General features: G+C 39.4%; 16 protein-coding genes and 1 tRNA gene. 11 read left to right on the top strand and 6 right to left on the bottom strand.

Going from position 1 to position 13,831, the window contains the following annotated elements; all coding sequences use genetic code 11:
- Positions 1–31 precede the first annotated feature (31 nt).
- The 4 genes from ACNKXS_RS02410 to ACNKXS_RS02395 are packed head-to-tail and all read right to left on the bottom strand — an operon-like array spanning position 32 to position 3,570.
- Positions 32–1,180 (bottom strand): tetratricopeptide repeat protein, encoded by a 1,149-nt coding sequence (locus ACNKXS_RS02410; RefSeq protein ID WP_417919468.1) that lies wholly within the window; start codon positions 1,178–1,180, stop codon positions 32–34.
- 11 nt (positions 1,181–1,191) lie between these two features.
- Positions 1,192–1,662, bottom strand: a complete 471-nt coding sequence (locus tag ACNKXS_RS02405) for an energy transducer TonB (protein WP_417919467.1) — start codon at positions 1,660–1,662, stop codon at positions 1,192–1,194.
- A gap of 19 nt (positions 1,663–1,681) precedes the next feature.
- Complete coding sequence (locus ACNKXS_RS02400; protein WP_417919466.1) at positions 1,682–3,208, bottom strand: M56 family metallopeptidase; 1,527 nt, start codon at positions 3,206–3,208, stop codon at positions 1,682–1,684.
- A complete protein-coding gene (locus tag ACNKXS_RS02395; RefSeq protein ID WP_417919465.1) occupies positions 3,208–3,570 on the bottom strand; it encodes a BlaI/MecI/CopY family transcriptional regulator in 363 nt (120 codons plus the stop codon). The genes ACNKXS_RS02400 and ACNKXS_RS02395 overlap by 1 nt, the downstream gene beginning before the upstream one ends.
- Before the next feature lie 110 nt (positions 3,571–3,680).
- Here ACNKXS_RS02395 and ACNKXS_RS02390 point away from each other — a divergent pair, with 110 nt between their 5' ends.
- The 11 genes from ACNKXS_RS02390 (at position 3,681) to ACNKXS_RS02340 (ending at position 11,723) form a co-directional block, all read left to right on the top strand.
- Entirely contained in the window at positions 3,681–4,178 is a 498-nt protein-coding gene (locus ACNKXS_RS02390; RefSeq protein WP_141878914.1) for a DUF456 domain-containing protein, read from the top strand.
- A 56-nt stretch (positions 4,179–4,234) separates the two neighbouring features.
- Positions 4,235–5,287 carry a flavin-containing monooxygenase gene (locus tag ACNKXS_RS02385; RefSeq protein ID WP_417920131.1) on the top strand — a complete coding sequence of 351 codons (1,053 nt, stop codon included), beginning with the start codon at positions 4,235–4,237 and terminating at the stop codon, positions 5,285–5,287.
- Between the two features lie 70 nt (positions 5,288–5,357).
- Positions 5,358–6,125, top strand: a complete 768-nt coding sequence (locus ACNKXS_RS02380; RefSeq protein ID WP_417919464.1) for a TatD family hydrolase — start codon at positions 5,358–5,360, stop codon at positions 6,123–6,125.
- A 50-nt stretch (positions 6,126–6,175) separates the two neighbouring features.
- Positions 6,176–7,309 (top strand): 1-acyl-sn-glycerol-3-phosphate acyltransferase, encoded by a 1,134-nt coding sequence (locus tag ACNKXS_RS02375; RefSeq protein WP_417919463.1) that lies wholly within the window; start codon positions 6,176–6,178, stop codon positions 7,307–7,309.
- Positions 7,299–8,327, top strand: a complete 1,029-nt coding sequence (locus tag ACNKXS_RS02370) for an asparaginase (RefSeq protein WP_141878911.1) — start codon at positions 7,299–7,301, stop codon at positions 8,325–8,327. Before ACNKXS_RS02375 ends, ACNKXS_RS02370 begins: the two co-directional genes overlap by 11 nt.
- 64 nt (positions 8,328–8,391) lie before the next feature.
- A tRNA-Ser gene (locus ACNKXS_RS02365) sits at positions 8,392–8,479 on the top strand.
- 65 nt (positions 8,480–8,544) lie between these two features.
- Complete coding sequence (locus ACNKXS_RS02360; RefSeq protein ID WP_295178516.1) at positions 8,545–9,348, top strand: MotA/TolQ/ExbB proton channel family protein; 804 nt, start codon at positions 8,545–8,547, stop codon at positions 9,346–9,348.
- A gap of 13 nt (positions 9,349–9,361) precedes the next feature.
- Positions 9,362–9,799, top strand: a complete 438-nt coding sequence (locus ACNKXS_RS02355) for a hypothetical protein (protein WP_295178515.1) — start codon at positions 9,362–9,364, stop codon at positions 9,797–9,799.
- A 1-nt stretch (position 9,800) separates the two neighbouring features.
- Entirely contained in the window at positions 9,801–10,409 is a 609-nt protein-coding gene (locus ACNKXS_RS02350; RefSeq protein WP_417919462.1) for an ExbD/TolR family protein, read from the top strand.
- A 28-nt stretch (positions 10,410–10,437) separates the two neighbouring features.
- On the top strand, positions 10,438–10,920 hold the full coding sequence (locus ACNKXS_RS02345) for an ExbD/TolR family protein (RefSeq protein WP_026914054.1): 483 nt from the start codon (positions 10,438–10,440) through the stop codon (positions 10,918–10,920).
- An 86-nt stretch (positions 10,921–11,006) separates the two neighbouring features.
- Complete coding sequence (locus tag ACNKXS_RS02340) at positions 11,007–11,723, top strand: porin family protein (protein WP_417919461.1); 717 nt, start codon at positions 11,007–11,009, stop codon at positions 11,721–11,723.
- On the opposite strand, the gene ACNKXS_RS02335 is transcribed toward ACNKXS_RS02340, so the two are convergent.
- Both ACNKXS_RS02335 and rpoN read right to left on the bottom strand, forming a co-directional pair.
- Positions 11,686–12,324, bottom strand: a complete 639-nt coding sequence (locus ACNKXS_RS02335) for a hypothetical protein (RefSeq protein WP_417919460.1) — start codon at positions 12,322–12,324, stop codon at positions 11,686–11,688. The two genes, ACNKXS_RS02340 and ACNKXS_RS02335, sit on opposite strands and share 38 nt — an antisense overlap.
- A complete protein-coding gene (rpoN, locus tag ACNKXS_RS02330) occupies positions 12,324–13,787 on the bottom strand; it encodes an RNA polymerase factor sigma-54 (RefSeq protein WP_417919459.1) in 1,464 nt (487 codons plus the stop codon). The genes ACNKXS_RS02335 and rpoN overlap by 1 nt, the downstream gene beginning before the upstream one ends.
- Positions 13,788–13,831: the final 44 nt, after the last annotated feature.

Here is a 13,831-nt window from a genome sequence, read left to right as displayed (position 1 = left end):
GTGAAATCTAGCAGGTTAGGAAAATTATCTGCTATTCCGAAAAATGCTCTTCTTTTTTAAGCTCACTCAACCTGTACTTTGCAATTTCGATCATCTTGGAATTCCCCTTGCCGGCATACCGGTCAAGGTATCGCTGGTAATGTTCAGCAACAGATTTTTTATCTTCAAAATACCTGTCGGCAGTAAGCGCCAGTTCCAGTAAGGCCCGTTCGTTCTCTTCATTTTCTTCGAGCGCAAATTTGAAAAATCGGTAGGCCTCTTTAAAATCTTCGTGTTCTTTTGAAGCGAGTCCAAGATTCAGAAATTCTTTGTCAACTCTGGGATTTTTTATAAACAGGGCATTGTAGAAATGTTCTCTCGCCTCTTTGTGCCTATCCATTTCCATTAGGATGACACCTATATTAGAATGCGCAGCGCTATTCATATCATTGATGTCCAGCATTTGCTTATAGGTTTCCAAGGCTTTTGGTAACTGGTTGGTCATACGATAGGCTTTTGCGAGCTTTTCCAGTACAAATTCTGAAGCTTCCCCTTCTTCCACGATCGTATTAAACGCCGGTATCGCCTTATCAAACTGAAAAGTGGACATATAGGCCTGGCCCAGAATGGATAACAGACTTACATTTTTTGGACGTTTTTTTAAACCAGCCTGCGCAAGTACAATCGCTTCATGTTTTCTACCGCGAGCTAATTGATATTTGCTTGTTTTATATAATGCACCTTGATGTGAAAAATCGTAACTAACGGTTTCAAAAAATAAACGATTAGCCAGGGTGTCCAGTTTGCGCTTTTCTTTAACAAGTCCTAATCTATAGGTAAAGCCAGCATTTTCTGGATAGCTTTCTTTTAAATTACTGAAGATACTATCTGCCAGCTCAAGTTTCCCGTTTTCAAGTAACAGTTCTCCATAATCCTGCATCGTTAAAACCTTCTCAGGATGTTGTTGAATTACCTGTTTATAATTCTCAAGTGCGGCTTTGATATTTCCTTCCGACTGCTGAAATTTCGCCAGTTTCAATAGAACTTTAGCGTCTTTATCAGGCAGGTCTGTTAGTAATTTAATGGCTTCTTCACGATTGCCGACGGCTGCAAGACTATCAGCATTATTTAAAATGTCCTGCTGCGCATAGGAGGGCAGCAGGACGATTACAGTAAGAATCAGGGCTAGTAAAAATTTCAAATCACTTTATATTATCTGTTCTTATTTTCTTTCTGAGGCGTAGCAAATTCTATCGGTAAAGCATATGCGATCGCAACTTTTTCACCTTCAAATTCACCCGCTTGCATCTTTGGTAATGATTTGATCACGCGACTGGCTTCAGCTTGCAGGCTGGCTCTTACTTCAGCCTTTTTTGCCAGAGATCTTGATTCAACATCTCTAATTTCACCGTCTTTGCCTATTACAAATTTCACAACGATACGTTGGCGACCGCTAAGATTCAATTCCTTTCCCAGAGCGGTGTTAAAATTTTTATTCACATGATTGGTAATTCGCTCCACCGTGCAATCTTTCTGATCATTGCCTGTTAGCGATTCACATCCAGGATAGACAGGTGTTTTGTCTGCCACCGCAAAAGGTGTAGCCAACTCCTGGCTGAAACCTGAAAGAGAAATTAGCAATACAAAAAGGCTTAGTAGATTTTTAAATTTATTGTTTCTCATAATCTTGTTTTTGAATTTATTATTGAACCTGAAATGCGATTGGTAAACTATACATGACACTTACGGCACGACCATTCTGTTCTCCTGGAATAAATGATGGAAGCTCAGAAATGACTCTTTTAGCTTCCTCTTCTAATCTTGGATGCGGAGCCCTTGATTTAATATCCTGGACCTGTCCGTTTTCATCAATTCTGAATTGAACGATGACACGATTTATGCCTTTAAGTCCTAATTCTTTTCCCAGGGAAGTATTGAAGTTCTTATTGACGAATTTTGAAATTTCTGAAGAAGTACAATTTTTTCTGGCGTCATCTAGCCACTCATCACATTCCTGGAAGGCAGGAACTTTTTCGATCACAGCAAATGGAACTGAGGTAGCATTATCGTAGGCGCTATTATCGGCACGATTTTGAATATCTTCGGTAGAACCCGGGGCTGGCGGAGGTGAAGGTGGCAATGTTTGTTCTTCAACAACTTCTATAACCTCTGTCCCATTCGCCTTCGCTTCTTTCAATAATAACTCTTCTCTTTTCTTAAGAAGCTGCAGGAACTCTTCTTTCTCTGATGGAGTAAGGCTCTCCTTATTTTCTAGATGTGCTTTAAGTTCCGCAATTATTTCCGAAGTGCTGGATTCCTGTAATTCTGGTTCTATTTCCGCGGAATTATCATTGGAGCATGCTACATAAGTAAGCATAAGCATTAGCATGGGAATGATGAGTAAAAACTTGAATTTTGAAATGTTTGATGATTGATTTTTCTGTAACATAATGATTCGTTTTTTGATTAATGAATGACTAAAAAATTGATTGGTGAATGAAAAGTTTTCTGTTCCGAAGGCGGTATTGAGCAACTGTTCGAAATATTGCTTTTTTCCCGATTTCTGAACGGTGGTGCTATCAGCAATATATTCGTGAAGCGTGGCCAGCCTAGATTGGAAAATATAGATAAGCGGATTGAACCAGAACAGGATCTTTAAAAACTCGAAAACCATCAAATCAAAACCGTGATGATCCTGCAGATGCACCAGTTCATGAGTGATGATATGCTGTCGGTCTTTTTCTGAAATCTGGTCTCCTATATATAATTTATTGAAATAGGTGAAAGCAGTATCAGAATCTGGAACCTCTCTCAGCTCGTAGTAACGAACATCGAGAGTTTTACTTTTTCGAGCGATCTTCTGAAGTTTAATAAGCTTGAAAATAAATATGCTTAAACTGATGACTACTCCTGCATGATATAACCATAACATCCAGTTGATTGAAGGATCGGCCTGAACAGAATTCGTAGTTGCAGCGTTGGAAGTTTCACCAATCATTACCTCCGGCATTAAGATCATTGTTTGATCGCTAAATTGTTGCATAACGCGTGCTGGTGCACTTTGCTGTAAGCTCCCAATCTTTATAAATGGAATCAAAAACGCCAGGATAGGAGTTGCAATAAGGTACGCACGGTTAAGTTTAAAAAAGGTTTCTTTTTCCAGTAACACCTCGTAGATCACGAAAAATCCAAGTTGGAATAAAATTACCTGAATGATATAATGTTCCATCACTTATTGTCTTTATTGATTTCTTTTAAAATTTCTTCGAGATCTGTTGATTTCATCTCGTTCTTTTTCATAAAAAAGCTAACCATGCTTTGAAATGAACCATTAAAATAATTGTTCATCAACTGGTTGATGCTCTGGTTGCTATAGGTCTCTTTCTCGACTTTTGGGAAATAAATGTAGCCTTTCCCTTTTTTCCTATGATCTACAAATTCCTTATTCTCGAGAATCCGTACGATCGTCGAAACCGTATTGTAAGCGGGTTTAGGTTCGGGCATTTCATCAATGATCCCGTTTACGTTAGATTCTTTTAGATGCCAGAGAATTTGCATGATCTCTTCTTCTGCCTTGGTTAATTGTTTCATGATAAATGAATAAGTTAAAGCTAATATAGAACTAATCTTTTAGTTTGAACTAATTATTTAGTTAAAAAATGAAATTAAGTTGATTATCTTCGTTCAGAAATAGAATTAGTATGGAGATAGTATTGTTAAGTGTGGCAGCGATTTTTATGATCCTGGGAATCCTGGGAAGTTTTCTTCCGGTCTTGCCCGGAGTACCATTAAGCTGGATCGGGTTGCTTATATTTTTCCTTATTCCGGGAGTAGGAGTGAACTACGTGTTCCTTGGAATTACGCTCTTTGTTGCTATCCTTTTTTATATTCTCAATTTTGCCATCCCAGCAATGGGGACCAAGAAATTTGGAGGAAGCCGAAAAGGAATGATCGGAGCTACTATAGGTTTGATCATTGGGATCTTCGCTCCATTTCCGTTCGCTATTCTTATTTGTCCGTTTGTAGGTGCTTTCATTGGAGAAATTCTAAATAAATCTGATTCCAGAACGGCTGGAAAGGCTGCTTTTGGTTCTTTTCTCGGTCTGCTGGCCTCAAGCTTTATGGAATTCATCGTCACCTTTGCATTTCTTATCCTGTTCCTTTACCAATTCTGGAGTTATAAGGAGTTTATATTCTGAAAGATCTGATTTTCAGAAACCTTTAAATAAGTGTACTTTTGCAAAAAAGTTAAATGATGTTGGATTTTATTGTGGTAGGAGCGGCACAGGCAGGTTTAGCCATGTCGTATTATCTAAAACAACAGGGTCATAACTTCCTGGTAGTGGATAAAGAAACCGAAATTGGTGCTTCCTGGATGAATCGCTGGGATTCTCTCACTCTTTTTACTCCTTCTGAATTTAATAACATGCCCGGGATGGAATTTCCGGCCGATAAAGGACATTATCCTTCTAAAACTGAAGTGGCCGGTTACTTTAAAAAATATGTACAGAATTTCGATATTCCGGTTCAGTTAGAAACTTATATCCAAAAGATCACCCGAGTAGATGATCATTTTCTGCTGAAGTCTCCTCAAGGTGATCTAAAAGCCAGAAATGTAGTTATTGCTACAGGGCCATTTCATATCCCCTACACACCAGCTTTCTCTAAAAAGATCTCTTCTGAAGTTTTTCAGATCCATAGCAACTATTATAAAAATCCAGATCAGTTACAGGCCGGTCCCGCTATGGTGGTAGGAGCCGGGGATAGTGGATTTCAGATCCTGGATGAAATTTCTGAAAATGATCGCAAAACCTATTTTTCAGGAACTACCGATGTAAAAGTACTTCCGCAGGAAATAATGGGTAAAACTTTATGGTGGTGGTTTACAAAATCCGGCTTTTTAAGCTTCAGTAGAGATACATGGCTGGGAAAAAAGATCAGTAATTCGCGACAACCCGTAATTGGAACAGATGTAAAAGGGATTCTGGCCAGGGAAAATGTAACCGCTGTGGGTAAAACCAAAGATGCCGAAAACGAACGTATTCTTACCGAGAAGGAAGAACTTCGGGATATAAAGAATATCGTATGGGCTACTGGTTACCGACCAAATTTTGAGTGGATCGAAGGACTGGAACTGGCGAAAAACGGCTATCCTGAACATTACCGTGGAGTAAGTAATATGGAAGGCCTTTACTTTATTGGTTTGCCCTGGTTGCATACCAGAGGTTCTGCAACCCTTGGCGGAATCAAGAAAGATGCAGCTTACCTCGCCCGAAAGATTGCTGAAAAGCATTCAGTTTTAGTATAACCACCTTTCAATTACAAGAACTTCAGCTAAATTGGTTTTATGATTGTGGCGCATATCTTACTTTTGCGATATGACAATTACAGATACGCACACTCATTTATACAGTGATTCATTTGATGGCGACCGGCAGCAACTTATACAGGATGCCATTGCTGAAAATGTAACCCGTTTTTTTATTCCAGCGATAGATTCAGAAACTACCCAAAGTATGTATGAGCTGGAAAAAGCATTTCCAGAGAACATTTTTTTGATGATGGGATTACATCCTACTCATGTGCAGGAGAATTATGAAGATGAATTAAAGCATGTGGAACAGGAACTTGCCAGGCGCAAATTTTACGCTGTAGGTGAAATTGGGGTCGATCTGTATTGGGATAAATCTACACTGGAAATTCAGCAGGACGCTTTCAGAAGACAAATACAGCTTGCGAAAAAATATAAACTTCCAATTGTTATTCATTGTCGTAATGCCTTTAATGAGGTATTTTCAGTATTAGAAGAAGAAAAGGGTGATGATCTTTTCGGGGTCTTTCATTGCTTTACGGGGAATTTCAAGCAGGCGCAACAGGCGCTTTCCTATAATATGAAACTGGGTATTGGCGGAGTGGTTACTTTCAAAAATGGTGGAATCGATAAATTCATGGCTCAAATTCCGCTAGAGCAAATTGTTCTTGAGACAGATGCTCCATACCTGGCTCCTAAACCTTTCCGCGGAAAAAGAAACGATCCGGTCTATATTCTAAAGGTTGCCGAGAAATTAGCCGAAATATATGAACTCCCAGTGGAGACTATTGCTGAAGTAACTACCAAAAACTCAAAGGAAGTCTTCGGAATCTAAAGCTGTTAAACATAAATTTTGTTCATTTGTTGAACTAATAATAGAGATAGGTGCAAAATTTTGATGATATACGTTTTTACGACGATGAAGAGGTAAACCCTGCTTTGCAGCAGTATGTAAAACATCCCATGGTAAAGGCGCTTCTGCAATTTACCTTTCCCGATCTGGAATATGACGAGATTAGGACCATACTCGCAGATTGTTATTCTATTAAGGATTTTCAAAGCAAGGTGATTTACTATAGTGTGGAGAAAGTTCTGGAGAAAACCAGTGAGGGTCTTAGCGACCGCGGTTTCGATAAACTTGATCAGGACGAATCATACTTTTATATTTCCAATCACAGGGATATTCTCTTAGATACTTCGTTGCTTAATTATACGCTGTACAACCATGACCTGGTGATGACTGCTTCTGCCATTGGCGATAACCTGGTGCAGAAACCTTTCCTAGCCGCCCTGGCAAAGTTGAATCGTAATTTCCTGGTCCTTCGAAATCAGAGTCCGCGTGAGATGCTAAAAAGTTCCATGCGACTTTCAGAATACACGAGAGAATTACTGGAAGATTCAAGATCGATTTGGATGGCGCAACGAGAAGGCAGAACCAAAGATGGTAATGATGTGACCCAGCAGGGTGTTCTTAAGATGATCGGGATGGCTAAGGGTGACCTGGATCTTCTTGATTACCTGGCTAAGATCAAGATCGTGCCGGTTTCCATTTCTTATGAATTTGATCCTACAGATATGCTGAAAATGCCTGAAGTACTGGCAAAAAGGATGCAGGAGGAATATAAGAAAAGCGCCAATGAAGACTTTAATAGTATCATGCAGGGCGCAATGGGGCAAAAAGGTAGAATACGTTTGAATGCGGGTGATGTGATCACTTCAGAAGACCTGGATTATATTCGTGAGCAGAATCTTTCAGTAAACGATCAACTTCAGGCCGTTTCCAAACTCATTGATAAAGCGATCCATAAAAATTACAAATTATGGCCATCGAACTATATCGCCTGTGATCTACTCAGAAACGAGGAGCGATTTACAGACAAATACACAGAAAAGGAAAAGAGACAGTTTGACCGCAGAGTAAGCAGGCGGGTGGATATTAAAAATCCGTTGGCTTTAAATAGTTATTTATTAATGTACGCGAATCCTGTAATCAATAAACTGGGACTTAATGAAGGATAATTCCAAGATACTACTTGTTTATACCGGTGGTACCATTGGGATGATCAAGGATTATGAGACTGGTGCGTTAAAAGCTTTCAATTTTGATGAGCTTTTGCATAATATCCCGGAATTGAAGATCCTTGAGCATGAGATCGAAACCATGACTTTTGGTGATCCTATCGATTCCTCCAATATGAATCCCGAATACTGGATCAAAATCGCGAATGTGATCCATGAAAGATTCGATGATTATGATGGGTTTGTCGTGCTACATGGAAGTGATACGATGTCCTATACTGCTTCTGCGCTTAGTTTTATGTTCGAAAATCTAACGAAGCCAATCATTTTCACCGGTTCGCAGTTACCTATTGGAGATTTGCGGACAGATGCAAAAGAAAACCTGATCACAAGTATTCAGGTTGCAGGTTTAAGAAAGAATGGAAAGCCGGTTATTTCTGAAGTTGGACTTTATTTTGAATACAAATTGTACCGTGCGAACAGGACGACGAAGATCAATGCAGAGCATTTTCAGGCTTTTTCTTCCATGAATCACCCTGCATTGGCAGAATCTGGTGTATATCTTTCGGTTAATTATAAGGCACTTTGGGCTCCCAATAGAAAGCAGAAAACAAAATTACATACAGGTTTTGATGATAATATACTGGTATTAAAAATGTTCCCGGGAATAAGCGAGAGCACGGTGGAGCATATTCTGGCTAAACCTGGGCTAAAGGGAGTGGTGTTAGAGACTTACGGTAGCGGGAATGCACCAAATACATCCTGGTTTCTCGAACTGCTTCGGAAAAAAATAAAGGAAGGTCTTTTTGTGGTCAATGTGACGCAATGTGTAGCAGGAAGTGTGAACATGGGACAGTATGAAACCAGTGTAGGTCTAAAGAAAGTAGGGGTGGTTTCCGGAAAGGATATCACTACCGAAGCTGCGGTAAGCAAACTGATGTACCTGATTGGTAAAGACTTATCTCCAAAAGTTTTCAAAACGATCTTCGAAACCTCGCTTCGTGGTGAAATGTCTTAAAATTAACGGCGGGTTTCTTGACGGGTAATTATTTTTTTCGTTATTTGCCGAGCCTAACAAATACAGAGAGGTGGCCGAGTGGTCGAAGGCGCACGCCTGGAAAGTGTGTATACGTCACAAGCGTATCGAGGGTTCGAATCCCTTCCTCTCTGCTAAGTGTTTATTAAAAATAATTTATATCTTTAACCTTTAACTAATTAAATTAAGACAAACAGTAATGAAAAGATTATTTTCTATTTTGGTAATCGCCGCGATTACGGTTCTTGGAACCTATAATCTACAGGCGGCTAACGGTACGAATAATTTGCCAGGGACGATTGTGAGCTTTGTACAGGATGACGAAGAAGCAATGGCCGGTGATGATCTGGAAGAAGAAGACCTTGGTTTTCACCAGGAGCTTAAGAAACGTTTCATCGAAGGTGGTCCAGGTTTTATGGGGATCGTACTTTTGTGTTTAATTCTTGGTCTGGCCATTGCCATTGAGAGAATTATCTTTTTAAACCTATCTACTACGAATACTAAGAAGTTGGCTCAGGATGTTGAGGACGCTCTTCATAGTGGTGGAGTAGAAGCAGCTAAGGAAGTTTGTAGAAATACAAAAGGACCTGTTGCCTCAATTTACTACCAGGGTCTTGACAGAGCAGACGAAAGTATCGAAGCTGCAGAGAAAGCGGTAGTTGCTTACGGTGGTGTTCAAATGGGACAACTTGAGAAGAACGTTTCTTGGGTATCTTTATTTATCGCACTTGCACCAATGCTTGGTTTCATGGGTACTGTAATCGGGATGATTCAGGCATTTGACCGTATCGAAGCGGCTGGAGATATGCAGCCTTCACTTGTAGCTGGGGGTATTAAAGTAGCACTTCTTACAACTGTATTTGGTTTGATCGTTGCGATTATTCTTCAGATTTTCTACAACTACATCATTGCTAAGATTGATAGCATTGTAAACGATATGGAAGATGCTTCTATTCTTCTAATCGATATGTTGGTAGCTTACAAGAATAAAAAACGAATTTAAGACAACGTAAATTATGACCTTACATAAAGTATTAAAATATCTGGCACTCGTGATCGGTGTGATTGGGTTAATTCTTCTGGGAAGAATTATCGCTACCGGTGACGATGCTATAAAAGCCTCGGCAGACCTACAGGGGAGTCATTTAGACCCTTTCATGTGGATCGCATACATTGTTCTTGCAGCAGTTGTAGTATTGGTTGCTATCTTTGTGATCGTAGGTTTATTCAGAGGAAGTATTAAGAACACCATTATTGCCGTAGGATCCTTTGCAGTGATCATTATTGTCGCTTATGTATTAAGTGACGGTGAGGCAACTCAACTAAAAGATGGTACTATGCTGTCTGCATCTGCAGATCATTGGGTAGGCGCAGGATTAATTACCTTTTATATACTTGCAGCAGTTGCGATTGCAGCAATGGTATTCTCTGGAATAAAAAAATTAGCTAAATAATATGGCAAAGAGATCAGCACCGGAAGTGAATGCCGGGTCTATGGCAGACATTGCCTTCTTACTTCTTATCTTCTTCCTGGTAACTACTACCATTGAGACAGATAGTGGGATAAGCAGGAAGTTACCGCCATGGCAACCTGAAGAGCAGGAGCCTCCGGTTATTAAACAACGAAACATTTTCACGGTGCTTGTGAACAGTAATAACGAGCTGCTAGTTGAAGATGAGAGCATGGAAATTGGGGAACTGCGTCAAGCAGCTGTCGAATTTCTTGATAATGGTGGCGGACAAGGCGATGAAGCCTGTAGTTTCTGCCAGGGAGCTAAAGATCCTGCATCTTCAGTGAATCCACAAAAAGCTATTATATCACTGGTAAATAACCGTGGGACAGAGTACGGGACTTATATCGCTGTACAGAACGAACTTGTTGCTGCATATAATCAGTTAAGAGATCGTGAAGCACAGAGAATGTATGGTACCACTTTCACTAAAATGGAGAGTAACTACAATGATCCAAGATATACTGGTGACAAAGATGCATTGAAGGAGAAGATTGATGTAATATCTGATATGATTCCTCAGAAATTATCTGAAGCTGAACCAACAAATTAGAACTAGAAACGAAAAAACGACTTAAATTATGTCAAAATTTAAAAAGAAAAAGTCTGGAGATTTGCCTGCAATTAGTACGGCATCTTTACCTGATATCGTTTTTATGCTATTGTTCTTCTTTATGGTGGCAACGGTAATGCGTGACAATACATTAATGATCCAGAACAATTTGCCATTTGCAGACCAGGTGGAGAAATTGGACAAGAAAGATTTGATCATGTATATTTACGCTGGAAAACCGAGCCAGAGATACCAGGCGAAATATGGTACTGAAGCCAGGATTCAGCTAAATGATAAATTCGCAAGTGTTGAAGAAGTGCAGCAGTTTATTTACGCCGAAAGAGAATCCAAGCGAGAAGAACTTGTTCCATATCTTACAACTGCTTTGAAAGTGGATGAAGAAACTAATATGGGACTAGTATCTGATATCAAACAGGAACTTAGAAAAGCTGAAGCGTTAAAAATCAACTATACTACCAAAAAGGGAGAAGCTGGTAATAACATCGACTAAAATCTTTTCAATTTAATTATAGAAAGCATCCTGTCCGGTTTAAAACCAGGCAGGATGTTTTTTATATTTATAGAATATTTGAAACCATGAGGATCAAATTGATCATTCTTAGTTTAACTCTGCTTTTTCCTGTCATCTTGATTGCGCAGGAAGAACAGCGGCAATACAAAGTCCCTGATTCAGTACCATTTACAGTAGATAGCCTCTATAGAGAGGATCAATTCTATGTAGGTTTCAGTTTTAATCTAATTACCAATAAACCCGAAGCGATCTCTCAGGAAAGTTTTTCCGGAGGTCTCAACCTGGGAGTGATTCGAGACATGCCTTTGAATAAACGTAGAAACGTTGCGCTCGGTCTAGGGCTAGGTTGGGGAATTGATAGCTATGGCCAAAATTTGCGTATTACTAGGTCTGCTTCCGGTGACACAGAATTTCAATCATTAGAGGACATAGATTATGATACCAATCGCTACACGACACAACAGTTCGAATTGCCACTTGAATTTAGATGGCGTACTTCAACCCCAGAATCTTATAAGTTCTGGAGGATATATTCTGGAGTCCGTTTAGGCTATATTTATAACTTCAGAAGTAACTATAGGGATGATACAGGACAAACTGTTATCAATAAACTTTCAGAATTAAATAAATTCAGAGCCGGAGCAACTTTTACCTTTGGATACAATACTTTCAACTTTCATTTCTACTATTCATTGATCCCTTTTTTCAAGGATGCCTCACTTCAGAATGAGTCTTTAGATGTATCTACCTTAAAAATAGGTCTGACATTCTATATTCTGTAAACCACAGATTGAACAGAAGCAATTGCGGACCTAGACCTAATAGGCTTCCCAGCCATAGTTCTGAGCTTGTATGGGCTTTAAAATAAAGTCTCGAAGATGCTGTAAGACCGCAGGCGATGATAAGAAATGCCACAGTGGAGATATAATATAGGTGAAAGTAAATACAGAAGCCGGTAACGAACATTAATAGCCCGGTGATTCCCATCATATGCAAACTGACTTTAAGCCTGAACCAGCTCAAGGTATAGGCTAATAGAGTCGAAATAAGTATGCCTGCGAAGTAGTAATATAGCCCGGGATAATTATAGAAGTTTAAAATTTGATGTAAAACCATCAGTATCAATAAGCAAAAGAAAAATAGTGGCCAGCGCCTTTCCTCAACTTTCTCAAGAAAAACCGATTCTGCTTTCCCAAGATTCTTCAGTAAAAAATAAAATACTACCGGTATGAAAATCGTGATGATCGCTATCGCCATTAATTTAGCTTTAACGATTTCGTCTGGAAAATACCTCGGAATAAGAATAAAGTAAAACAGGCTTCCAAAAAATGGCATCCACAAAGGATGGAATACGTATGAGGAAAGCCTAAGTAGCAATTTCATTAGATCTCTTTTCGCAATCTTGCTACAGGAATATCCAGTTGTTCGCGATATTTCGCAACTGTTCTTCTGGCGATAGGATAACCTTTGCTTTTCAGGACCTTAGCGAGCTTCTCATCTGTAAGAGGTTTTCTTTTATCTTCTTCCTCTATGGACATCTCTAAAATTTTCTTTATTTCCCTTGTAGACACCTCTTCGCCCTGATCGTTTGTCATCGATTCAGAGAAGAACTCTTTGATAAGTTTCGTTCCGTATGGAGTATCGACATATTTGGAATTTGCCACTCTTGAAACCGTAGACACATCCATTTCAATTTCATCTGCAATATCTTTCAGGATCATGGGTCTAAGATTCCGTTCATCTCCGGAAAGAAAGTATTCCTTCTGGTAATTCATGATCGAACTCATGGTTACCATAAGCGTTTGCTGTCTTTGTTTTATAGCTTCAATAAACCATTTTGCGGCATCTAGCTTTTGCTTAATGAACATGACGGCATCCTTCTGAGCCTTCGTCTTTTCTTTTGATTCCTTGTAACCTTTAAGCATGTTACTGTAGTCCCTTGAAATATGCATTTCAGGAGCGTTTCTACCATTCAGGCTTAACTGTAGATCACCATCTTCTATTTTAATGGTGAAATCTGGTATGACATGTTCTACCATTCTGGTGTTTCCCGAATAAGCTCCACCAGGCTTAGGATTTAAATGTTCGATAACGTCTATAGCCTCACGAAGGTCGTCCTCGCTTATATCGTGGCGTGTAAGAAGTTTATTGTAATGTTTTTTGCTAAAATGATCAAAAGAGCGTTCCAGCAGATCTTTGGCTAGTTCCACCTGTTTTGTGGGTTCTCTGCGATTTAGCTGAATGATCAAACATTCTTCAAGACTTCGTGCACCAACACCAGCAGGATCGAGTCGTTGTACTTTTTTAAGTACTTTTTCAACCGTTTCCTCGTCTGTATAAATATTTTGGGTAAAAGCAAGATCATCTACGATATCCTGAATGCTTCTTCTTATATATCCGCTTTCATCCACACTTCCCACCAGAAATTCTGCGATATCCTGCTCGATATCATCCAGTCTTATCGTGCTTAACTGAGTTTTTAAATGTTGCGTAAATGAAGTTCCGGCGGCATAAGGCACCTGCTTGTCTTCATCATCTGCACTGTAATTATTGGCATTCAGGCGATAACTTGGAATTTCATCATCACTCAAATATTCATCAACGTCTATTTCAGTTTCAATGCTTTCACTATCGGTATCGTATTCATCGTCTGAATTATCATTTCCTATATCATCATATTCGTCGACGCGATCTTCCTTTCCATCTTCCAGCGCTGGGTTCTCTTCCATTTCCTGTTTGATACGTTGCTCGAAAGCCTGGGTAGGCAATTGAATAAGCTTCATCAACTGGATTTGTTGCGGAGATAGCTTCTGAGATAGTTTAAAATTTAATTGTTGCTTTAGCATAAAAGAGTGCTTGTTTAACAAAAATAAGGAAAAATCGATCTAAG

It is taken from the genome of Christiangramia marina, from assembly GCF_048285865.1.
Classification (GTDB): Bacteria; Bacteroidota; Bacteroidia; order Flavobacteriales; family Flavobacteriaceae; genus Christiangramia; species Christiangramia marina.
This window is presented reverse-complemented; position numbering and strand designations above follow the sequence as displayed.